23 protein-coding genes, 1 pseudogene and 1 other annotated feature are annotated in these 21,273 nt (G+C 36.6%); of the genes and pseudogenes, 18 read left to right on the top strand and 6 right to left on the bottom strand.

Going from position 1 to position 21,273, the window contains the following annotated elements:
• Nucleotides 1-158: 158 nt before the first annotated feature.
• Together uppP and BG05_RS24165 are read left to right on the top strand one after the other, a co-directional pair.
• A complete protein-coding gene (gene uppP / locus BG05_RS24170; protein ID WP_002186334.1) occupies nt 159-950 on the top strand; it encodes a bacitracin resistance undecaprenyl-diphosphatase in 792 nt (263 codons plus the stop codon).
• Between the two features lie 195 nt (nt 951-1,145).
• Nucleotides 1,146-1,610 carry an SRPBCC family protein gene (locus BG05_RS24165; protein ID WP_003188190.1) on the top strand — a complete coding sequence of 155 codons (465 nt, stop codon included), beginning with the start codon at nt 1,146-1,148 and terminating at the stop codon, nt 1,608-1,610.
• Between the two features lie 40 nt (nt 1,611-1,650).
• Here the strand turns inward: BG05_RS24165 and BG05_RS24160 are convergent, their stop codons facing one another.
• Together BG05_RS24160 and BG05_RS24155 are read right to left on the bottom strand one after the other, a co-directional pair.
• Nucleotides 1,651-2,238 carry a thioredoxin family protein gene (locus BG05_RS24160; RefSeq protein ID WP_078175613.1) on the bottom strand — a complete coding sequence of 196 codons (588 nt, stop codon included), beginning with the start codon at nt 2,236-2,238 and terminating at the stop codon, nt 1,651-1,653.
• Between the two features lie 33 nt (nt 2,239-2,271).
• Nucleotides 2,272-2,703: a regulatory YrvL family protein gene (locus BG05_RS24155; RefSeq protein WP_002126264.1), complete on the bottom strand. Its 432-nt coding sequence runs from the start codon at nt 2,701-2,703 to the stop codon at nt 2,272-2,274.
• 162 nt (nt 2,704-2,865) lie between these two features.
• Between BG05_RS24155 and BG05_RS24150 the strand changes: the two genes are divergently transcribed.
• A complete protein-coding gene (locus BG05_RS24150; RefSeq protein WP_002064429.1) occupies nt 2,866-3,285 on the top strand; it encodes a MarR family winged helix-turn-helix transcriptional regulator in 420 nt (139 codons plus the stop codon).
• A 153-nt stretch (nt 3,286-3,438) separates the two neighbouring features.
• The gene (locus BG05_RS24145; RefSeq protein ID WP_002011733.1) at nt 3,439-3,594 is read left to right on the top strand and encodes a hypothetical protein; all 156 of its coding nucleotides are present in this window, start codon (nt 3,439-3,441) and stop codon (nt 3,592-3,594) included.
• A gap of 22 nt (nt 3,595-3,616) precedes the next feature.
• Here the strand turns inward: BG05_RS24145 and BG05_RS24140 are convergent.
• Nucleotides 3,617-4,896, bottom strand: a pseudogene (locus tag BG05_RS24140) (dicarboxylate/amino acid:cation symporter).
• A 1,170-nt stretch (nt 4,897-6,066) separates the two neighbouring features.
• On the opposite strand from BG05_RS24140, the gene BG05_RS24135 reads away from it, so the two are divergent.
• Nucleotides 6,067-7,410, top strand: coding sequence for a TrkH family potassium uptake protein (locus tag BG05_RS24135; RefSeq protein ID WP_002168825.1), 1,344 nt, complete (start codon nt 6,067-6,069; stop codon nt 7,408-7,410).
• 34 nt (nt 7,411-7,444) lie between these two features.
• Here the strand turns inward: BG05_RS24135 and BG05_RS24130 are convergent, their stop codons facing one another.
• Complete coding sequence (locus BG05_RS24130) at nt 7,445-7,819, bottom strand: hypothetical protein (protein ID WP_002011728.1); 375 nt, start codon at nt 7,817-7,819, stop codon at nt 7,445-7,447.
• Between the two features lie 172 nt (nt 7,820-7,991).
• Between BG05_RS24130 and ytfJ the strand changes: the two genes are divergently transcribed.
• Both ytfJ and BG05_RS24120 read left to right on the top strand, forming a co-directional pair.
• Nucleotides 7,992-8,399: a GerW family sporulation protein gene (gene ytfJ / locus BG05_RS24125; RefSeq protein ID WP_002168824.1), complete on the top strand. Its 408-nt coding sequence runs from the start codon at nt 7,992-7,994 to the stop codon at nt 8,397-8,399.
• Between the two features lie 108 nt (nt 8,400-8,507).
• On the top strand, nt 8,508-8,597 hold the full coding sequence (locus BG05_RS24120; RefSeq protein ID WP_000608225.1) for a hypothetical protein: 90 nt from the start codon (nt 8,508-8,510) through the stop codon (nt 8,595-8,597).
• A 428-nt stretch (nt 8,598-9,025) separates the two neighbouring features.
• On the opposite strand, the gene BG05_RS24115 is transcribed toward BG05_RS24120, so the two are convergent.
• Both BG05_RS24115 and BG05_RS24110 read right to left on the bottom strand, forming a co-directional pair.
• Nucleotides 9,026-9,265, bottom strand: coding sequence for a YkuS family protein (locus tag BG05_RS24115; protein ID WP_002011725.1), 240 nt, complete (start codon nt 9,263-9,265; stop codon nt 9,026-9,028).
• A gap of 86 nt (nt 9,266-9,351) precedes the next feature.
• Entirely contained in the window at nt 9,352-9,591 is a 240-nt protein-coding gene (locus tag BG05_RS24110) for a DUF3911 family protein (protein ID WP_002011724.1), read from the bottom strand.
• A 59-nt stretch (nt 9,592-9,650) separates the two neighbouring features.
• Between BG05_RS24110 and BG05_RS32035 the strand changes: the two genes are divergently transcribed.
• The 11 genes from BG05_RS32035 (at nt 9,651) to hisG (ending at nt 21,266) form a co-directional block, all read left to right on the top strand.
• Nucleotides 9,651-9,866 (top strand): hypothetical protein, encoded by a 216-nt coding sequence (locus BG05_RS32035; RefSeq protein WP_078177944.1) that lies wholly within the window; start codon nt 9,651-9,653, stop codon nt 9,864-9,866.
• A gap of 141 nt (nt 9,867-10,007) precedes the next feature.
• Complete coding sequence (gene ilvE, locus BG05_RS24105) at nt 10,008-10,904, top strand: branched-chain-amino-acid transaminase (protein WP_002011723.1); 897 nt, start codon at nt 10,008-10,010, stop codon at nt 10,902-10,904.
• A 15-nt stretch (nt 10,905-10,919) separates the two neighbouring features.
• Nucleotides 10,920-11,148: a binding site (T-box leader), on the top strand.
• Nucleotides 11,149-11,220: 72 nt separating this feature from the next.
• Nucleotides 11,221-12,921: an acetolactate synthase large subunit gene (gene ilvB / locus BG05_RS24100; protein WP_002168823.1), complete on the top strand. Its 1,701-nt coding sequence runs from the start codon at nt 11,221-11,223 to the stop codon at nt 12,919-12,921.
• Nucleotides 12,918-13,427 carry an acetolactate synthase small subunit gene (gene ilvN / locus BG05_RS24095; protein ID WP_000822948.1) on the top strand — a complete coding sequence of 170 codons (510 nt, stop codon included), beginning with the start codon at nt 12,918-12,920 and terminating at the stop codon, nt 13,425-13,427. Before ilvB ends, ilvN begins: the two co-directional genes overlap by 4 nt.
• Before the next feature lie 21 nt (nt 13,428-13,448).
• Nucleotides 13,449-14,465, top strand: coding sequence for a ketol-acid reductoisomerase (gene ilvC / locus BG05_RS24090; protein WP_003188179.1), 1,017 nt, complete (start codon nt 13,449-13,451; stop codon nt 14,463-14,465).
• Nucleotide 14,466: 1 nt separating this feature from the next.
• Nucleotides 14,467-15,987, top strand: coding sequence for a 2-isopropylmalate synthase (gene leuA, locus BG05_RS24085; RefSeq protein WP_033733850.1), 1,521 nt, complete (start codon nt 14,467-14,469; stop codon nt 15,985-15,987).
• A gap of 78 nt (nt 15,988-16,065) precedes the next feature.
• Nucleotides 16,066-17,130 (top strand): 3-isopropylmalate dehydrogenase, encoded by a 1,065-nt coding sequence (gene leuB / locus BG05_RS24080; RefSeq protein WP_002011718.1) that lies wholly within the window; start codon nt 16,066-16,068, stop codon nt 17,128-17,130.
• Nucleotides 17,130-18,524, top strand: a complete 1,395-nt coding sequence (gene leuC / locus BG05_RS24075) for a 3-isopropylmalate dehydratase large subunit (protein ID WP_002011716.1) — start codon at nt 17,130-17,132, stop codon at nt 18,522-18,524. The genes leuB and leuC overlap by 1 nt, the downstream gene beginning before the upstream one ends.
• Entirely contained in the window at nt 18,502-19,083 is a 582-nt protein-coding gene (gene leuD, locus BG05_RS24070; protein ID WP_002126281.1) for a 3-isopropylmalate dehydratase small subunit, read from the top strand. Before leuC ends, leuD begins: the two co-directional genes overlap by 23 nt.
• A gap of 309 nt (nt 19,084-19,392) precedes the next feature.
• Nucleotides 19,393-20,655 (top strand): ATP phosphoribosyltransferase regulatory subunit, encoded by a 1,263-nt coding sequence (locus tag BG05_RS24065; RefSeq protein WP_002186327.1) that lies wholly within the window; start codon nt 19,393-19,395, stop codon nt 20,653-20,655.
• A complete protein-coding gene (hisG, locus tag BG05_RS24060; RefSeq protein ID WP_033708301.1) occupies nt 20,631-21,266 on the top strand; it encodes an ATP phosphoribosyltransferase in 636 nt (211 codons plus the stop codon). Before BG05_RS24065 ends, hisG begins: the two co-directional genes overlap by 25 nt.
• The last annotated feature ends 7 nt before the right edge of the window (nt 21,267-21,273 follow it).

The following is a 21,273-nucleotide window of genomic DNA, read 5'->3' as shown; positions in this document are numbered from 1 at the left end:
CAAACTCTTATTATCATACAATTTAATCAAAAAATAGAAAAGAAATAAGCGTATACAACAAATGAAATCAATAAAAAAAGGATGCACTTTGAAAAGGGATAAGGTATTATGATAAGGTGTGAAAAAATTACATATTCGTTATTAAGGAGGCACTACTTGTGGCTGATTGGTTAATTGGATTAATCATGGGTGCTGTTGAAGGTTTAACAGAGTTTTTACCAGTATCATCAACAGGACATATGATTTTAACAGGACACTTAATTGGATTTGAAGACGATAGAGCGAAAGTTTTCGAAGTTGTTATTCAGTTGGGATCGATTTTAGCAGTTGTTGTTATATTTTGGAAACGTTTATGGTCATTAGTTGGAATAGGGAAAGTAACTGATGGACCATCTTTAAATTTATTACATATTATTATCGGGATGATTCCTGCCGGCATACTCGGCGTACTATTCCATAGCGCAATTAAAGAAGTTTTATTCGGTCCAGGACCGGTTGTTATTAGCTTAGTAGCTGGTGGTATTTTAATGATTGTTGCTGAGAAGTTTTCAAAACCAAGTACAGCAAGAACGTTAGATGAAATCACATATAAGCAAGCATTTACAATCGGAATGTTCCAATGTTTAGCACTTTGGCCAGGATTTTCTCGTTCTGGATCAACAATAAGTGGTGGTTTATTAGCACGTGTTTCGCATACAGCGGCAGCGGAATATACATTTATTCTAGCGGTGCCAATGATGGTAGCTGCAAGTGCCTTAGATTTAATTAAAAGCTGGGATATATTAAGCACGGCTGATATACCGTTATTTGCAACAGGATTTATTACAGCATTCGTTGTTGCGATGCTTGCAATTGTTTCATTCTTAAAATTATTAGGTCGTGTAAAACTAACACCGTTCGCTTACTATCGTTTCATTTTAGCTGCGGTATTCTATTTCTTCATTATGTAAGTATAAAATATCAGCAATACCCTATAGAATAGACACTTGAAAAAAAAGTCTACACTGTAGGGTATTTTTTTATAGAGAGAGAAAAATGAAACTTTTACTTTCAATTACTTGTATTTCACCATGTGAAATATGCCATAATGATTTCGTTATAATAATTTAAAGGAAATCGATAGGGTATTTGAGAGGAGCAATTTAGTGAGTTTTGCAATAGAAATAGTAATTCCAGCACCAATTGATGTTGTATTTGATTATGTACACAATGACGAGAAAATACTAGAATGGAGTACCTTTATGATAGAAAATAGGTATCCTTCAAATATAGATGTTGAAAACCCTCGTGAAGGTGACAAATATATATCTGTGCAAAAGATGGGGAAGAAAATATATGAATTTGAGGCGGAAATTTTAGAGTATGATGAACCGTATATCGTTTCAGTTGGATGTGAGATGAAGCAAGGTTATACAGCTGCAACTTATATGTTAGAAGAGGATGAAGAAGGTACATCGCTTACTTTAATCGTAGAATTTGAACCGAAGAATTTTTTATATAAGATTATGTACAAGTTGACTGGGTGGATGACACGTGGAATATACATGGGTGAAATGGAACGTTTAGCAGCGTGCGTAGATGCTGTATATTCTCAGAAAAAAGGATTATAATTTAGTAAAATAAAAAACCTGCCGAAATCGGCAGGTTTTTTTATTTTACTACTTTCTCAATCATGCTTTCCATTACATGTTCCCAAAGAGAAGTATCATCAGCTAATGTAGCACGGAAATTAGCATACATTTCTTTTTGTTTCTCTTCGAATGTTGGATCTTCTTTTTCAGGTAATGTAGCGCGCATTGAAGTTACTAATTCTTGTACTTTTGGAGCGCGTGGTCCAAAGACGGCTTGTTCATTTCCGTCTTTATCAATGAAAATAAAGATTGGAATCGCACGTGCTGTTCCGTTTGTTAAGTATTGATCCATTAACTCTAAGTTTTCATCGCGAATTAATAAACGCATATCAATATTTGCAACTTCAGAAATTCGTTTCATAACAGGTACACATAAAAGAGCGTCGCCGCACCAGTCAGCTGTTAATACGATAACGCGCCAGCCATCATTTTGACGTTCTTCTAAAACTGGAAGTAATTCATTTGGAATTAAAAAGTTATTGTAAATGTGTAGTAGCTCGTATTGGTTTACTTTCATTTCATTCACATATGTATCAAAGGACATGCCTTTATCAGCCCATTGTAGTAAGTTCATAAGTAACACCTCTTTAGTATGATTTATTTTTATTGTACCAATTTTTATATAGAAAAGCTTGTATTCTTACTCTTTCTTATCACTAAATAATTTATTTAGTGTGTAAAGGAATAGTGTGACACATAATTCAGCTATGTTGGGCATTTGTACACTCTCTATCCAGTCATCGGCGGTATGTATGACAAACCAATCTAACGTAATTTCAATTATAGAGAGCAGAGCAATTGAGAGCCAATTGGGCATACTTGTCATCATTGGATGTAGGAGCACTTTAAAGAAAATGAATATAAAATATGTAATACCGTCTAATAAAAGAATGAGTAAAAAAAAGAGTAGTAGAGCTGTTCTTGATGAATATTCTATACCTGTAATATGAAAGATTCCTACATATACAAAAAATATAAATGCAAAGAATATAATGAGAATAAGAATAACAACACTAATAATAATAGTCTTATCTTTTAGACTGAGATTAGAAAGTTTGTCTTCTTCACTCATTGCCCCAACTCCTTTTTCTGGAAAATCAATTTCATTGTACCATGAAATATCTATTAAAAAACTACGAATTATGGGGAAATAAGGTGACAAAAAGTAAGATTTCGTGTAAAATTATTAATAAGGTTTTTATTTAACTAAATTAAATAAAAGGGGCTGTCAAAGTTGTCTCAAAATCGAGAACAATTAATGGAAGAACTATCGACAAATGTTTTTGCAATGTTTCGCACGTTGCGTAATGATATTGGAAAAATATTTGGTGGTTACATACCGTGGAATGAGTTCATTGTCCTTAGAATATTGAACCGTACGAATAAAGAAATGGTCTCACGTGTAGCTAATGAGTTAAATGTGTCGAATAGTCATATTACAGCTGTTACAGAAAAATTAATTAATAAAGGCTTTGTAACTCGTTCACGTTCTACATCAGATCGCCGAGTTGTATATTTAGAGATTACAGAACAAGGGAAAGAGTTAGTTGCGAAAATGGAAGGTGAGAAAAAGAAATATTTACAAGAAAGATTTTCCGCACTTTCAGAAGATGAAATGGATATAATGATATCTATTTCTAAAAAACTTATTTAAATAATTACAAATAAGAAAACGCTTACCTAATTGAAAAGAAGACCTTCCTCATATATGGAAGGTCTTCTTCTGTGTGTAATAGATGATAAAAAATAAAATGTGTATGAAAAAAGATAGAGCGCCATACTACTAATAAAGGAAGGAGGGAGAAATATGACGAATCGTAATGGTAGTCAAGGAAGTGGAAATCAAGGTTCACCAAAATCAGGGCAATTCCAGCAGGAGTTTAGTACTGAATTTGAAACGGGAAATGATAATAAAGGAAAAGAATATCGTTCGAAAAAAGGAAGTAAATCAAAAAAGGAGTGAAATGATTCACTCCTTTTTTGATTTAAGATGCTGCAGATTGATCCGTATTATATTTTTCTTCTGAGTTTGCAACAATCATTGCACAAATTGCATCACCGGAAATATTGACCGCATTCTAGACATATCTAGAATGCGGTCAATACCGATAATTAAAGCAATGCCTTCTACTGGTAGATTTACTTGATTTAAAACCATCGTAAGCATTACTAGTCCAACACCTGGTACACCTGCAGTACCGATACTAGCTAGTACAGCAGTTAATACGACCATAGCTAATTGTGGTAATGTAAGTTCAACGCCGTATACTTGAGCGATAAATACAGTTGCTACCCCTTGCATAATAGCAGTACCATCCATATTTATCGTTGCACCTAGTGGTTGTACAAAAGAGCTTATCGCTTTTGGAACTCCAAGTTTTTCTTGGGCGGTTTTCATGGTAAATGGAAGGGAAGCATTAGAGCTAGATGTACTAAATCCAATTGCCATTACCGGACCGAAATGTTTAAAGAAACGAATAATACTTTCTTTGGCTAGTACCTTTAATAAGCCGCCGTATACGAAGACACCGTGAATAATGAGTACCAACATAACGACAATCATATACTTGAACATCGCAGCGACGCCTGCAAGACCCATTTTACCAACGGATGAAGCGAGCAACCCGAATGTTCCGATTGGAGCTAATTTCATGACGAGATTAACAAGATACATCATTAATTCGTTGCCCTGTTCAAGTAATGAATGGACACCTTGAACTCGTTTTCCTAAAACAGCTAAACCGAGTCCGATCAATGCGGCAAAGGCAATAATTTGTAGCATGTTCCCATCAGCCATCGCTTTTGCTGGATTATCTGGCACAATATTCAGCAATGTATCAACGAAAGATGTTTCAGTTTTTGCACCTTCATACTTAAGCCCGTCTGTTTTAAAGTTACCGCCAGCTCCTGGTTTTATGATAAGTGCAAATGTAACTGCAATAGAGATAGCGACAGCTGTTGTTACGAGAAAGAATGAAATTGATTTTAAACCAATTCTTCCAAGTTGTTTCGGATCTCCAAGACCAGCAGCCCCAAGTACGATAGAAATGAACACAACAGGAACAACTAGCATTTTAATAAGGCGAATAAACAGTTGACCAAGTGGATTGAACGCATATTGATTCAATGGCTCAAAAATAGATGGAGCAGCTAAATTTAAAGTGAGTCCGACAACTAGACCGAGAAATAATGCAATTAAGATTGCCTTTGTTTGTTTCGATAAAAACCCCCCTTTTGTTTTTGTAAAATTGCTTTCTAAATTAATTATACCGAAAAAATACCTATTTTGACAATATTTTCTGAATATTTAGTATAAAACTGTCTGTTTCAATGTATATAGTCCAGTTTTGCTGAAATATGTGGAAAGAATACATTTATGTATTTGGAAAAAAAATAGACCATCACATGATGGCCTAGGGAAGGGGACAATTTATATCAATTTAATTAGGGATGGAAGCTATTCAAAGACACTGGGGAATGTCTTATAAATTAGGGAAGAACAGCTTCGATACATATACTATAAAAGATAGATGTGAACATAGAGTGAAAGAGAGAGGGAGTTTTAAGTAAGAAGAAAGAGAGAATAAAAAAATAAGACCATCACATATAGGATGGTCAAAGGAAGGGGACAATTTATGTCAATTTAATTAGGGATGGAAAGCTGTTCAAGACACTGGGGAATGTCTTATAAATTAGGGAGGAACAGCTCCGATACGTATACTATAAAAGGTAGATGTGATCCTCGTGTGAACATGGAGTGAAAGAGAGAGGGAGTTTCAAATAAAAGATAGAAAGAATAAAAAATAAGACCATCACATATATGATGGTCAAGGGAAGGGGACAATTTATGTCAATTTAATTAGGGATGGAAGCTATTCAAAGACACTGGGGAATGTCTTATAAATTAGGGAGGAACAGCTTCGATACGTATACTATAAAAGGTAGATGTGATCCTCGTGTGAACATGGAGTGAAAGAGAGAGGGAGTTTCAAATAAAAGATAGAAAGAATAAAAAATAAGACCATCACATATATGATGGTCAAGGAAGGGGACAATTTATGTCAATTTAATTAGGGATGGAAAGCTGTTCAAGACACTGGGGAATGTCTTATAAATTAGGGAGGAACAGCTCCGATACATATACTATAAAAGGTAGATGTGACCCTCGTGTGAACTTGGAGTGAAAGATATGGGAATTTGAAAAGGGATAAAATAGTTGTTGTAAGAGTTATAGTATAAGTGGAGATATAATAGAAAATATTCTTTTGTAAAACGATAGGAGTCTGAATATAAATAAAAGTTGAAATCTATGAAAAAAAGGATTATGCTCAACTATATTATGAGAATATAAGGTTTATCCCGCTACTTGTAGGCTCTTAAAGAGTCTTTATTTATGAGGGGATAAAAGCTTCACTTGATAAAGGGAGTTAGTGATATGGAAGTAGCAAAAAAACAAGGGTTGTATAATCGTTTTATACGATTGAATCCACCACAAATTTTAGCATTAGGCTTTTTTTGTTTAATTGTGGTCGGAGGATTGTTATTAAAGTTACCGTTTGCAACGAAAGTACATATTAGTTGGGTAGATGCTTTCTTTACAGCTACGTCGGCAGCGACTGTAACCGGTTTAGGTGTTGTAGATACTGCGAGTACGTTTACGATGTTTGGTGAAATTGTTATTATGTTTTTAATTCAAACGGGTGGTCTCGGTCTTATGACGATAGCCATTTTAATTGTTTGGGTATTAGGGAAAAAAATTGGTTTACGCCACCGATTATTAATTGGAGAAGCATTTAATCAAACAAATATTGGTGGTCTTGTGAAATTAGTAAAACGTGTTTTTATTTTTTCTATTTGTATTGAGCTAATTGGAGTTATCTTTTTATCGATTCGCTTTATTCCAGAGTTTGGTTTTGGAAAAGGTTTATACTATAGTATTTTTCACGTTATTGCGTCATATAATAATGCCGGCTTTGCGCTTTGGCCAGATAATTTAACAAGATACGTAGGAGATCCTATTATTAATATTGGGATTTGTTCTTTAATTGTAATAGGAGGGTTAGGGTTTACGGTATTAATTGATATATGGTATAGCCGTAGTTTCCGAAAATTATCACTGCACTCCAAAATCATGATTGTTGGAACGATAGCACTTAATGTTATTGCGATGCTTGTGATTTTTGTATTGGAATATAATAATGTGAAGACTTTGGGGCACTTATCTTTAAATGAAAAGTTATGGGCTTCGTTCTTCCAAGGAATTACACCTCGTACAGCTGGTTTTAACACGGTAGATTATGGGGGGATGGAAGAGTCATCGATACTATTTACGATGGTATTAATGTTTATTGGTGCAGGAAGTGTATCGACAGGCGGTGGAATTAAGTTAACGACATTCGTTATTTTAATTACATCAGTTCTTTCTTTCTTTAGAAAGAAAGAGGATTTTGTTTTGTTTCAGCGTACGATTAAAATGTCGACAGTAACGAGAGCGTTAGCAATTGTCGTTGCTAGTCAAATACTTATTTTTACAGCGGTATTTGTATTAATGCTTACAGAAGACTTCAGTTTTATTCAGTTATTATTTGAGACAATTTCAGCGTTTGGTACAGTAGGGTTAACAATGGGGATTACTGCGAAGCTATCGGCGTTTGGAAAATGTATTATTATGTTTGTTATGTTTTGTGGATTAATCGGACCGTTAACACTTGTGTTCTCTTTGGCACGACCAGCAAAACAAAAAATTAAATATCCATCAGAAGATGTATTTACAGGATAAGGTATCCCGCATAAAGCGAGATACCTTTTTCTTTTTAAAAAAGAGAGAACAATAAACCAATAAGCGCCACCCGGAATAAAATCGCAATGAGTGCAGCGATACCACCCACAATGGCAGCGGTACCGCCAGTTACAGTAGCCCCGCGATTATAAGCGTAAATACCAAGTAGAACAGACACAAGACCAAATAGTGTTGGGAATGTGAATAATGATAATATTGCTAAGGCAAGAGCAATGAAACCAGCAGTCGATCCAGCTGCAGACGATCTTACATCATCGTTATCTTTATCATCATAATCGATACGCTGTGGTGCAACTTCAGCTGCGTATTCTTCTTTATAATCACTATCTATTCGATCTCTTTTTTTATATTCATCAAATTTCTCAGTCAAAGTAAGGACTCCTTTCATAACAAGGTTCAATAGTAGTATGTATCTCTTTTTCCTTTTTATCCGAGCATGTACAGGGAGTAATATCCAATTGGAAAGTGGAAAATGTTTTTTCAAAATAGGAAAACTTAGTATGACTTCCTCTATTTTGGAAAGTATAAAAAAGAATAATGAGGAAAGGGTGTAGTACATAATGGAACATCCAATTGAAAATTTAATGAAAACAGCAATGACAAATTTAAAAGAGATGGTAGATGTAAATACGATTGTTGGAAGTCCGGTTTCAACAGCTGACGGAAATGTAGTATTAACAGTATCTCAAGTGGCTTTTGGTTTTGGAGCTGGTGGAAGTGACTTTAAAGGTGATTTTATTTCCGAAAAACATAACAGCGGACAAGGGCAGCATAAAGAGAACAAGCAAAGTCATCCATTCGGAGGCGGAAGCGGGGCTGGGGTTTCTATTAGCCCAGTTGCTTTTTTAGTAGTTGGTTCTAACGGTGTGCAAGTGTTGCATCTCAATAGTAGTACACATTTAATTGAAAAAGCGTTAAATACTGTGCCAAGCACTGTGGATAAATTTGTGAATGGTCGCCAAAAGTGAACTTGCATTTTTTAGGAATTATGATATATTAGAAAAAGTGCGCTTTAGGACGATCGGAATAATTGAACTGTAAATATATATGATGTGTGGAATAAGGGAGAGGAATTTATGATTAATATCAAAAACTTAGTAGTTGGCTTATGTATGTTAGTAAGCGGTTTTGTTGTATATGTAATAAAAGAAAAAGCTCCATTCTAAAACAGACAAACCGTTAATGTCTGTTTTTAATTTGTAAAAAATGTTGACAAGTTATTGTATTGGTGTTAAAATTTTAATTCGTGTCTCGGTTAAAGCTAGTGTAAAGTAAATAAATCTTATGAATATAATACGAAAAGTTTGCGAAAGATCGGGTAGTCTTACCAACAACTTTTGTGAACAAACCCTATAAATTGTATATGTAAGCTTTATATGTATACTAGTGAATCAAGGAGCGGTCAGTGGAACCGTAATGATGAGAGAGAGGTAGGGCTTTCATCCAGTATATGTTACTTTCCCGTTAGGTGAATATAAAAAAGAGGGCTCCTTTTGAAAAGGAGCCCTCTTTCTATAAATAAATTGAAACTATAATCAGTGGGACCATTCCATTCCCTTTACATGTTAGCTCACAAATAATGTGATAAAAATGATTAAGTGCGGTTTTCAACTTGCTGACAAATTTCATCTGTTGTTAAACCATGTGCTTTAATTACAGATCCTTTTATCGATGTATCTGCAATGCCCATCATATTAGAATCTTGCCCGGTTACAACGCAACAATCACACCCATGTGCATCATTTTCAGAGTTAAGTGAAACGACTTCATGTCCTTGTTGCTGAAGAGCTTGTTGAACATCTGTTAAAGAGTTCTCAACACCAATTCTAGCCATAATTTTCACCTCCTACCATCTAGTTGCTAGTATGCTCAAGTCCATAGCATATATTTATGAAAAGATGGTAGGAAGAGAATATTTGTTTAGTCGTTATATACACCAGTAAGCATTTGACTAACGAATTGATCATTTAATGTATCTTGTGCTGAACTGTTATTAGACTGAATATCGATTGAAGCTGTGTAGTTGTTATGTTTCCTACTATTTGGTTCTACTTCAACGTAATTATCGAATTTACAAAATCCTTTCGTATCCATTAGATCAAATAGTTGTAGCATTTCTACTACCTCTTGTCTCGTTCCTTTAATTTGTACACACGCCATTGTTATTTCCTCCTTCAATTTGACAAATTGTTTTTTAAAAATAGGATTATGATTACTAAATGAAAAATATGAATGTTATTTTTAGACAGCGTTATTTTTGTTATTTTCCCCCTTTTTCACCAAAAGTCGTTGTATATTCCCGGATTTATAAAATCGGACGTCCGTTTATTGAATACAATAGATTCGTATCAATTGGCGAAAACCCTTCTTTTAAACAAATATTTTTTTTAGTAGAATTTGACGAAAAAATTTTTTTGACTTTTTGTAAACGTTAACAATGTTATTAAATCAATATGAACAAAGATGTACGTACGATTAAAAATTAAAAATTTTCTAAAAATTTACTTGATTTATTTGAAAAGGAGAGTAGACTAGGAAACAATAAAAAACTCATAGAACATAGGGGGCGCTTTCAAGTGAACGAGCAGTGGATTTTCTTAAATGGAGAATTTGTTCCAAAAGACGAAGCAAAGGTTTCAGTATATGATCATGGCTATTTATATGGCGATGGAGTGTTCGAAGGAATTAGGGTATATAGCGGTAATGTTTTCCGTTTGAGAGAGCATCTTGTCCGGTTATATGAATCAGCGAAATCCATCATGTTAGAAATTCCATATACGTTAGAAGAAGCAACGAAAATCGTTGTTGAAACGATTCGACAAAACAAACTATCTAATGGATATATCCGCCTCGTTGTATCAAGAGGACCTGGGAACTTGGGATTAGATCCCGATTCTTGTACGAAACCAAATGTAGTAGTAATTGCAGAGCAATTATCTTTATTTCCACAAGAATATTATGAAAAAGGGATTCCGATTATAACAGTTGCAACGCGTCGCAATCGCCCGGATGTTTTATCGCCTCAAGTAAAATCTTTAAATTACTTAAATAATATTTTAGTTCGCATTGAGGCGAAATTAGCTGGAGTACAAGAAGCACTTATGTTAAATGACCAAGGATATGTAGCTGAAGGCTCTGGAGATAATGTATTTATTGTGAAGGGAAATAAATTAATTACACCACCAAGTTCTGCTGGAGCGTTAGAAGGTATTACACGAAACGCGATTTTAGAAATCGGCGAAAAACTTGGATATGACGTAAGAGAAGAATTATTTACAAGGCATGATGTATATGTAGCTGATGAAGTGTTTTTAACAGGAACAGCTGCTGAAGTAATTGCTGTTACGACAGTAGATGGAAGAACGATTGGTTTAGGTAGAACAGGGCCACATACGAATCGTTTATTAGAAGAATTCCGTAAATTAGTTGTAGAAGATGGAGAGAAAATTTACGAAGAAAATAAAGTTGGATAATAGCTCTTATGACATGATAAAGCGTTGATAGGGAGGAGTAGTTGACTGTGAAGCCTCACAGAGAGTCGGTGGTTGCTGGAAACCGATGGTTCACGTCGACGAACATCACCCTTGAGTGCTAAGCTGAAACGTTTGTTTAGGCTTAGACGGTAGCTCCGTTATTAGCTAGACTCATATCCCGAGTCACTGAGGCAAGAGTAATCTTGCAAAGAAGGGTGGTACCGCGAAATCTTTCGTCCCTTCAGCACATAGCTGGAGTGTGGACGTAGGATTTTTTTATTTTATAAATGTTTAAAAAAGGGGGCTTATAAGAAAAATGTCTTCAAAAACGGAAGAGAAACTGGCAACTGGTGCACAGCTATTGTTAGAAGCGCTAGAAAAGGAAGGAGTAGAGGTGATTTTTGGTTATCCAGGTGGTGCGGTTTTACCTCTATATGATGCGCTTTATGATTGTGAAATTCCGCATATTTTAACGAGGCATGAGCAAGGTGCAATTCATGCTGCTGAAGGATATGCAAGAATTACAGGCAATCCAGGAGTGGTAATTGCAACAAGTGGACCGGGTGCTACAAATGTTATTACTGGTCTAGCTGACGCGATGATTGATTCATTGCCACTTGTTGTATTTACAGGGCAAGTAGCAACAACGTTAATCGGGAGTGATGCTTTCCAAGAAGCTGATATTATGGGGCTTACGATGCCGGTGACAAAACATAATTATCAAGTACGAAAAGCATCGGATTTACCCCGAATTATTAAAGAAGCATTTCATATCGCTAGAACAGGAAGACCAGGCCCAGTCGTAATTGACCTTCCGAAAGATATGGTAGTAGAGAAAGGTGAGCGATGTAGTGATGTTCAAATGGATTTACCAGGATACCAGCCTAATTACGAACCGAATCTACTACAAATAAACAAATTATTACAAGCGATTGCGACTTCAAAAAAACCGTTAATTTTAGCTGGAGCAGGTGTATTGCATGCGAAGGCATCGAAAGAATTAACAAGCTTTGCTCGTAAATATGAAATTCCTGTTGTTCATACTTTACTTGGTCTTGGTGGTTTTCCGCCAGATGATAAATTATTTCTTGGGATGGGAGGAATGCACGGTTCTTACACGGCTAATATGGCGTTATATGAATGTGATCTACTTATAAATATAGGAGCAAGATTTGACGATCGTCTTACTGGAAATTTAGCTTATTTTGCTAAAGAAGCGATTGTCGCACATATAGATATTGATCCAGCAGAAATCGGAAAAAATGTGCCGACTGAAATTCCAATTGTTGCGAGTGCGAAGCAAGCATTAGAAGCTCTACTCAACTTTAAGGAAGGGGAAGTAAATCACAATGATTGGCTCTCATTATTGAATAGTAGAAAAGAAAAATACCCTCTTTCTTACAAAGAGCATTCGGAATGTATTAAGCCTCAATATGCAATTGATATGCTATACGAAATTACGAAAGGGGAAGCGATTGTAACGACAGATGTTGGGCAACATCAAATGTGGGCAGCTCAATATTATCCGCTGAAAAATCCAGATAAATGGGTAACTTCTGGAGGCTTAGGAACAATGGGCTTCGGATTTCCAGCAGCAATAGGTGCACAAATCGCAAAGCCTGAAGAACTAGTTATTGCAATTGTTGGTGATGCGGGATTTCAAATGACCCTGCAAGAACTAAGTGTATTAAAAGAGCATTCTTTACCAGTTAAAGTGTTTATTTTAAATAATGAAGCTTTAGGAATGGTAAGACAATGGCAAGAGGAATTTTATAATGGGCGATATTCGCACTCCTTACTTTCATGCCAACCAGATTTTGTTGCGCTTGCCAATGCTTATGGCATAAAAGGTGTTCGTATTGAAGACCCACTTCTTGCAAAGCAACAATTACAGTATGCAATTGAGTTAAGAGAGCCTGTTGTAATTGATTGCCGCGTACTTCAATCCGAAAAGGTAATGCCGATGGTTGCCCCAGGAAAAGGCGTTCATCAAATGGAGGGAGTGGAGAAAAGGTGAAGAGAATTGTAACAGCGACAGTTCGAAATCAAAGCGGTGTGTTAAATCGAATTACAGGTGTTATGACACGTAGACATTTTAATATTGAAAGTATTTCAGTAGGTCATACGGAATCATCGGATATTTCGAGAATGACGATTGTTGTACACGTTGAAAATGAACAGCAAGTTGAGCAGTTAATTAAACAACTTCATAAGCAAATTGATGTACTGAAAGTATCAGATATTACAGAAGAAGCGATGATCGCTAGAGAACTTGCACTTATTAAAGTAGCAACGTCTGTAGCAAGAGCAGAATTATATAGTTTAATTGAACCGTTCCGAGCCGCTGTAATAGACGTTGGGAAGGATTCCATAGTGGTGCAAGTAACAGGTACCCAGGAGAAAGTAGAAGCGTTAATTGAATTACTTCGTCCATATGGTTTGAAAGAAATTGCTAGAACAGGTGTAACAGCATTTACACGTAGTATGAAAAAACAAGATAAACAAGTTATGTTAATTCAATAATTATTTAAAAAATAGGGGGAAATGAAAATGGCGAAAGTTTATTATGAAAAAGACGTAACGGTAAATGTATTAAAGGAAAAGAAAGTAGCAATCATCGGATATGGATCGCAAGGCCATGCGCATGCGCAAAACTTACGTGATAACGGATTTGATGTGGTAGTAGGACTGAGGAAAGGGAAGTCATGGGATAAGGCGAAAGAAGACGGTTTTTCTGTATATACAGTAGCGGAAGCCGCAGAAAAAGCAGATGTAGTAATGATTCTACTACCTGATGAATTACAGCCGGAAGTATATGAAGCTGAAATTGCACCAAACTTACAAGGCGGCAATTCTCTCGTTTTCGCGCATGGATTTAATGTTCACTTTGATCAAGTAAAACCGCCAGCTAATGTAGATGTATTTCTAGTAGCACCGAAAGGTCCAGGACATCTAGTACGTCGTACGTTTGCGGAAGGGGGAGCTGTTCCTGCATTATTTGCCGTATATCAAGATGCAACAGGAGTTGCGACTGAAAAGGCACTTTCATATGCAGATGGAATTGGGGCGACGAGGGCAGGTGTATTAGAAACAACGTTTAAAGAAGAAACAGAAACAGATTTATTTGGAGAGCAAGCTGTACTTTGCGGCGGAGTGACTGCACTAGTAAAAGCTGGGTTTGAAACGTTAGTTGATGCTGGTTATCAACCGGAAGTTGCATATTTTGAATGTTTACATGAACTAAAACTAATCGTTGACCTTATGTATGAAGGCGGACTTGAAAATATGAGATATTCAGTTTCAGATACAGCGCAGTGGGGCGACTTCGTATCAGGACCACGCGTTGTAACGGAAGATACGAAGAAAGCGATGGGTGCAGTGCTAGCAGAAATTCAAGATGGTACATTTGCAAGAGGCTGGATTGCAGAGCATAAAGCAGGAAAACCAAATTTCCATGCGACAAATGAGAAAGAGAATGAACACGAAATTGAAGTAGTTGGACGTAAATTACGTGAAATGATGCCGTTTGTACAGCCGCGAGTAAAGGCAGGGGTCAAATAATATGAAGCAAATTTTGTTCATGGATACGACGCTACGTGATGGCGAACAATCACCAGGAGTTAATTTAAATGAACAAGAGAAATTACAGATTGCGAGGCAACTAGAGAGACTTGGTATTAATGTAATGGAAGCTGGATTCGCAGCAGCTTCTGAAGGTGATTTTCAATCGGTAAAACGTATCGCAAATACCATTCAAAATGCTACGGTTATGAGTTTAGCTAGAGTGAAAGAAAGTGATATTCGAAGAGCCTATGAAGCTGTGAAAGGCGCTGTCTCTCCTCGTTTACACGTATTTTTAGCTACGAGTGACATTCATATGAAATATAAGCTTTGTATGTCAAAAGAAGATGTATTAGATAGCATACATCGCTCGGTTACGCTTGGGAAATCACTATTTCCAACAGTTCAATTTTCAGCAGAAGATGCAACAAGAACATCGAGAGCATTTTTAGCGGAAGCAGTAGAAGTCGCGATTCGCGCAGGAGCGAATGTAATCAATATTCCTGATACAGTTGGATATACGAATCCAGAAGAATATTATTCTCTTTTTAAATACTTACAAGAATCCGTTCCGTCGTATGAAAAAGCAATTTTCTCTTGTCATTGTCACGATGATCTTGGGATGGCAGTAGCGAATTCGTTAGCTGCGGTCGAAGGCGGAGCGTTACAAGTAGAAGGAACGATTAATGGAATTGGAGAAAGAGCGGGGAATGCGGCGCTAGAAGAAGTCGCGGTTGCTCTCCATATTAGAAAAGACTTCTATGAAGCAGAATCCTCTATGACATTAAAAGAAATTAAAGCGACGAGTACGTTAGTAAGTCGGTTAACGGGTATGGTTGTACCGAAAAATAAGGCGATTGTTGGAGCAAATGCTTTTGCTCACGAATCAGGTATTCATCAAGACGGTGTATTAAAAGAAGTAACGACGTATGAAATTATTGAACCATCACTGATTGGAGAGTCACAAAATTTATTTGTATTAGGAAAGCATTCCGGGCGCCATGCGTTTACTGAAAAAATGAAAGAACTTGGTTATGAGTTTACAAAAGAAGAACGAGATGTGGTGTTTGAAGCATTTAAAAACTTGGCTGACCGCAAAAAAGAAATTACAGAAGAAGATTTACGTGCGCTTATGCTTGGTGAAGCAGCATTTGCGGCCCAGCAATATAGCATTACTCAATTGCAAGTACATTTCGTATCAAATAGTACACAGTGTGCAACGGTTGTACTAAAAGATGAGGAAGGAAATATGTACGAAGATGCAGCAACTGGTTCTGGAAGTATTGAAGCGATCTATAATGCAATTCAAAGAATTTTAGGATTAGAATGTGACTTAGCGGATTATCGCATACAATCTATAACGCAAGGTCAAGATGCACTTGCACATGTTCATGTTGAATTAAAAGAAGGAACTCATCAAGTATCAGGTTTTGGTGTTGCGCAAGACGTATTAGAAGCATCGGCGAGAGCGTATGTTCATGCGGCCGGAAAATTAAAATCTTTTATTACTCTTATGAAGTAACTGTTTGATAAGTGAGGGGATCGTCCCTTACTTATCAAAATATATTTCTGAAAATTCAGATAAAAAGGGGTGTTTTAATTGGAAAAACGTATCGTTTGTTTAGCGGGTGATGGTGTTGGTCCGGAAATTATGGAAAGCGCGAAGGAAGTATTGCATATGGTAGAGAGGCTATATGGACATCACTTTCATTTACAAGATGAGTACTTTGGCGGAGCGGCTATCGATTTAAATGGGCAACCATTACCACAGCGAACACTTGCCGCTTGTTTAGCGAGTGATGCGGTTTTACTTGGAGCGGTTGGTGGACCGCGGTGGGATGATGCGAAAGAAAGGCCAGAGAAAGGATTATTAGCTTTAAGAAAAGGACTTGGTGTATTTGCGAACGTTCGTCCTGTAACAGTAGAAAGCGCAACTGCACATTTATCGCCATTAAAAAACGCAGATGAAATTGACTTCGTTGTCGTTCGTGAACTAACAGGCGGTATTTATTTCTCTTATCCGAAAGAAAGAACGGAAGAATCGGCAACCGATACACTTACGTACCATCGTCATGAAATTGAACGTATCGTGTCGTATGCTTTTCAATTAGCGAGTAAGAGAGAGAAAAAAGTAACCTCTATTGATAAAGCGAATGTTTTAGAATCTAGTAAATTGTGGAGAGCTGTTACGGAAGAAGTAGCTCTTCGTTATCCTAATGTTGAATTAGAGCACATTTTAGTAGATGCAGCTGCTATGGAGTTAATTCGAAACCCAAGGAGATTTGACGTTATCGTAACAGAAAATTTATTTGGTGATATTTTGAGCGACGAGGCTTCTGTATTAGCAGGGTCATTAGGAATGCTTCCATCAGCGAGCCATGCGGAAAACGGGCCGTCTTTATATGAGCCTATTCACGGATCAGCGCCAGATATTGCAGGTAAAAATAAAGCGAATCCAATTGCGATGATGCGTTCAGTAGCGATGATGCTTGGGCAATCATTTGGATTAACGAGAGAAGGGTATGCGATTGAAGAGGCAATTTCTGCAGTTCTTCAATCTGGGAAATGTACAGCTGATATTGGGGGGAATGAGACGACAACTTCATTTACGAGGGCAGTTATTCAAGAAATGGAAGAGCAGGCACTAGTAGGGAGAGGAAGATAATGGGAAAAAGGTTACTAGATAAGCTTTGGGAAAGACATGTAGTTGTAACGAATGAAAATGGATTGGATTTATTATATATCGATCTTCATCTCGTTCATGAAGTAACGTCACCGCAAGCCTTTGAAGGCTTGCGGCTTGCAAATCGAACTGTTCGGAGACCGGAATTAACGTTTGCAACGATGGATCATAATATTCCAACGAAAGATGTTTGGAATATTACCGATCGCATTGCGAAGCAGCAATTGGATACACTTCGTGACAATTGTAAACAATTTAAGGTGCGATTAGCCGATATTGGTGATGAAGAGCAAGGAATCGTTCACGTTATAGGACCAGAACTTGGGCTCACACAACCGGGGAAAACGATTGTATGCGGTGATAGCCATACAGCAACCCACGGTGCTTTCGGTGCTTTAGCGTTTGGTATTGGTACGAGTGAAGTAGAACATGTATTAGCAACTCAAACGTTGTGGCAACGAAAACCGAAAGCGATGGGGATTGAATTAAAAGGAAAGTTACCGAAAGGCGTTTATGCAAAGGATATTATTTTGCATCTTCTCTCAAAGTACGGTGTAGCGGTTGGAACGGGGCATGTAATGGAATTCTACGGAGAGACGATTCGTGATATGGGTATGGAAGAGAGAATGACACTTTGCAATATGGCAATTGAAGGGGGAGCGAAAGCTGGCATCATTGCACCAGATGAGAAAACATTTTCTTATGTAAAAGGGCGTGAATATGCACCGAAAGACTATGAAACGTTTACGGGAAAATGGTCGGAGCTTTATACAGATTCAGATGCAATTTATGATTTACATATTTCGGTAGATGTTACGGATTTAGCACCGTATGTCACTTGGGGAACAAATCCTAGTATGGGTGTTCCTATTGATGAAAAATTACCAGAGAAGCATAACGAAAATGATGAAAGAGCATTTTCATATATGGGATTGAGCCCTGGGCAAAGTACGTTTGAAATTCCTGTTAAGCATGTCTTCATTGGTTCTTGTACAAATTCACGTTTATCTGACTTAGAAATTGCTGCATCTGTTGTAAAAGGGAAAAAGGTAAAAGAAGGTGTGCGAGCACTCGTTGTACCAGGATCAAAAAGTGTGAGAGAGCGGGCGATGCAAAAAGGCTTACATCGCATATTTGAAGAAGCGGGATTTGAATGGAGAGAGCCTGGATGTTCAATGTGTCTTGGGATGAATCCAGATCAAGTACCTGAAGGAGAACATTGTGCTTCTACTTCAAATCGTAATTTTGAAGGAAGGCAAGGGAAAGGAGCACGAACACATTTAGTAAGTCCAGCTATGGCTGCAGCAGCTGCGTTATATGGTCATTTTGTTGATATTAGAAAGGAGAGTTACGATGGAACCATTTCATATTCATAAAGGTACTGCCGCAGTACTTATGAATGATAACATTGATACAGATCAAATTATTCCGAAGCAATATTTGAAGAGAATTGAAAGGACGGGATTTGGAAAATATTTATTTGATGAGTGGCGTTACGATAATGAGCGCCATGAAAATCCTAATTTCCCCCTTAATGCACAAGAACGAAAAGGAGCAAGTATATTAATTACAGGTGATAATTTTGGATGTGGTTCTTCAAGAGAACATGCTCCGTGGGCGCTTGCGGATTATGGTTTCCGCGTTATTATCGCCGGAGGATTTGCAGATATTTTTTATATGAATTGTATGAAGAATGGTATGTTACCGATTGTAATGGATAAAGAGATGCGTGAACAACTTGCCAAAACGAATGCGAGAGATCAAATGGAAGTTGATTTAGAGAATGAAGTAATTATTACGAATACGCACAGGTTTCATTTTACAATCGAGAAAATGTGGAAAGAAAAATTATTAAATGGTCTAGATGAAATCAGCATTACAATGCAATATGAACAAGAAATTGAAGAGTATGAAAGAAAAGTAGCTTCACACTAACTAAAAGTAGAATATTCGAAATGTATTTACATTCGGAATTAACTGTTATATAATATGTAAAAAATCAGAGGAGAAAGGGAGTAAGTATTATGAATATCGTGCAATCTATTAAAATGCTTACAAAATTACATCATCATACATGAAACCCTTGAACCTAACGTGAAAACGTGTAGGCACAAGGGTTATTCCCGTTGTACCTACACTCTACTAAAGAGCCTTGTAGGTATTTTGTCTACAAGGCTCTTTTTATTTTCGGTTTGGGTGGATGGAATGGGCATAAATTAAAGAGGGAAGGGTGTGTGAATTCAGATGACAAAGTGGAAACGGGCAAATCCGAATGGAACGAGAGATTACTTATTCGAAGAATGTACGTTAATTGAAGAAGTGGAACAAAAATTAAGACGGACCTTTTTAGAGAGAGGTTATGAAGAAATAAGGACACCTACAATTGAATTTTATGATGTTTTTGCATTTCAAAACAGGCCGATAGATGAAGAAAAGATGTATAAATTTTTCGATGAAAAAGGACGGATTATCGTTTTACGCCCAGATATGACAATTCCTTTAGCAAGAGTAATTGGAACACAGAGAGGGGATATTCCTCTTAAAGTAACTTATAGCGGGAATGTATTTCGGGCGAATGAGTCCCTTACTGGGAAATATAATGAAATAGTACAAAGTGGTATTGAAATTATCGGGATTGAAAATGTAAGGGCTGAAATTGAATGTGTGATAAGCGTAATTCAAGCACTTCAAAAATTAAAGGTGCAATCTTTCACAATTGAGATTGGGCAAGTGCAGTTATATAAATGTATCGTAAAAAAGCTCCCCATTAATGATGAAGAAGAGAAGTTACTTAGAACGTATATTGAAAGTAAAAATTATGCCGGACTCTCACACTTTATAGAAGAAAAGAAATTAAATCGGTGTGATGAAACAGTAAGGTTACTTGAGAAACTACCAAGGTTATTCGGGAGTTTAGATGTTGTTGAGGAAGCAGAAAAACTCGCCTCAAGTAATGAAATGAAAATGGCCATTGCGAGAGTGAAAGAAATATATGAAACAATTGAACAGTTAGGATATGGCTCTTACATATCAATTGATTTAGGTATGGTTCAACATTTGGATTATTATACGGGTGTTATTTTCAAAGGGTATATATATGAAATTGGAGAAGAGATTGTTAGTGGCGGAAGATATGATGAGTTAATTGGAAATTTTGGAGAGATGACGCCAGCGGTTGGGCTCGCGGTGCAAGTAAATCAAATAGTTAAGGCACTTCAAGAGCAGCAAGAACCATATAAACGAAAGAGAATAGATATTATGATTCATTATGAGTTAAATAGATTAGCAGAAGCGGAAAGGTTACGAAATTTACTTCAAAAGGACGGGAAGAATGCCCAGTTATCTTTATTCTCTAATTTAAACGATACTTTTCAATTTGCAAACAAGAATAAAATAATGACAGTCGTTGAGGCGAAGAGTGAGTCACTAGTGGAATATGTATGGAGAGAGAAATGGATCATCCAGAAAGAAGGGGAGGCTTCATGCGTAACATTCAAATTGCGTTAACGAAAGGAAGATTAGAAAAGCATGTTATTCCACTTTTTGAAAAAATTGGAATTGATTGTTCAGAGCTCAAAGATAAAGGAAGAAAACTTGTGTTTAAAAGTAAAAACACAAACATTTCATTTATTTTAGTGAAAGCGGTAGATGTTGCTACTTATGTAGAACATGGCGTAGCTGATATTGGAGTCGTTGGAAAAGATATATTAATGGAATTTGAGAAAGATATATATGAGATGGTCGATTTAGGAGTGGGCGTGTGTAAATTTTGTGTCGCTTCTATTCCTACGTATAATCCGAAGAGTTATCGAAAAAAACGAATTGCTACGAAATATCCGCACATTACTTCTACATATTTTCATGATAAAGGGGAGGATGTAGAAATTATTAAAATAGAAGGATCTGTAGAGATTGCTCCACTTCTAGGTTTGGCAGATGCAATTGTTGATATTGTTGAAACAGGAAAAACATTACAAGAAAACGGGTTAATTGTATTTGAGGAAATGTGCTCTATATCAGCTCGAATGATTGTGAATAAGGCTGCATTGAAAACTAAAAAAGACGAAATATTCTGCATTATAAATATGATGGAACAAGAAATTTTGTCAGGGAAATAGGGGGACT

The organism is Bacillus mycoides (assembly GCF_000832605.1).
GTDB lineage: Bacteria > Bacillota > Bacilli > Bacillales > Bacillaceae_G > Bacillus_A > Bacillus_A mycoides.
The sequence above is the reverse complement of the archived record's forward strand: the minus strand, read 5'-3'. Positions and strand labels throughout refer to the sequence as shown.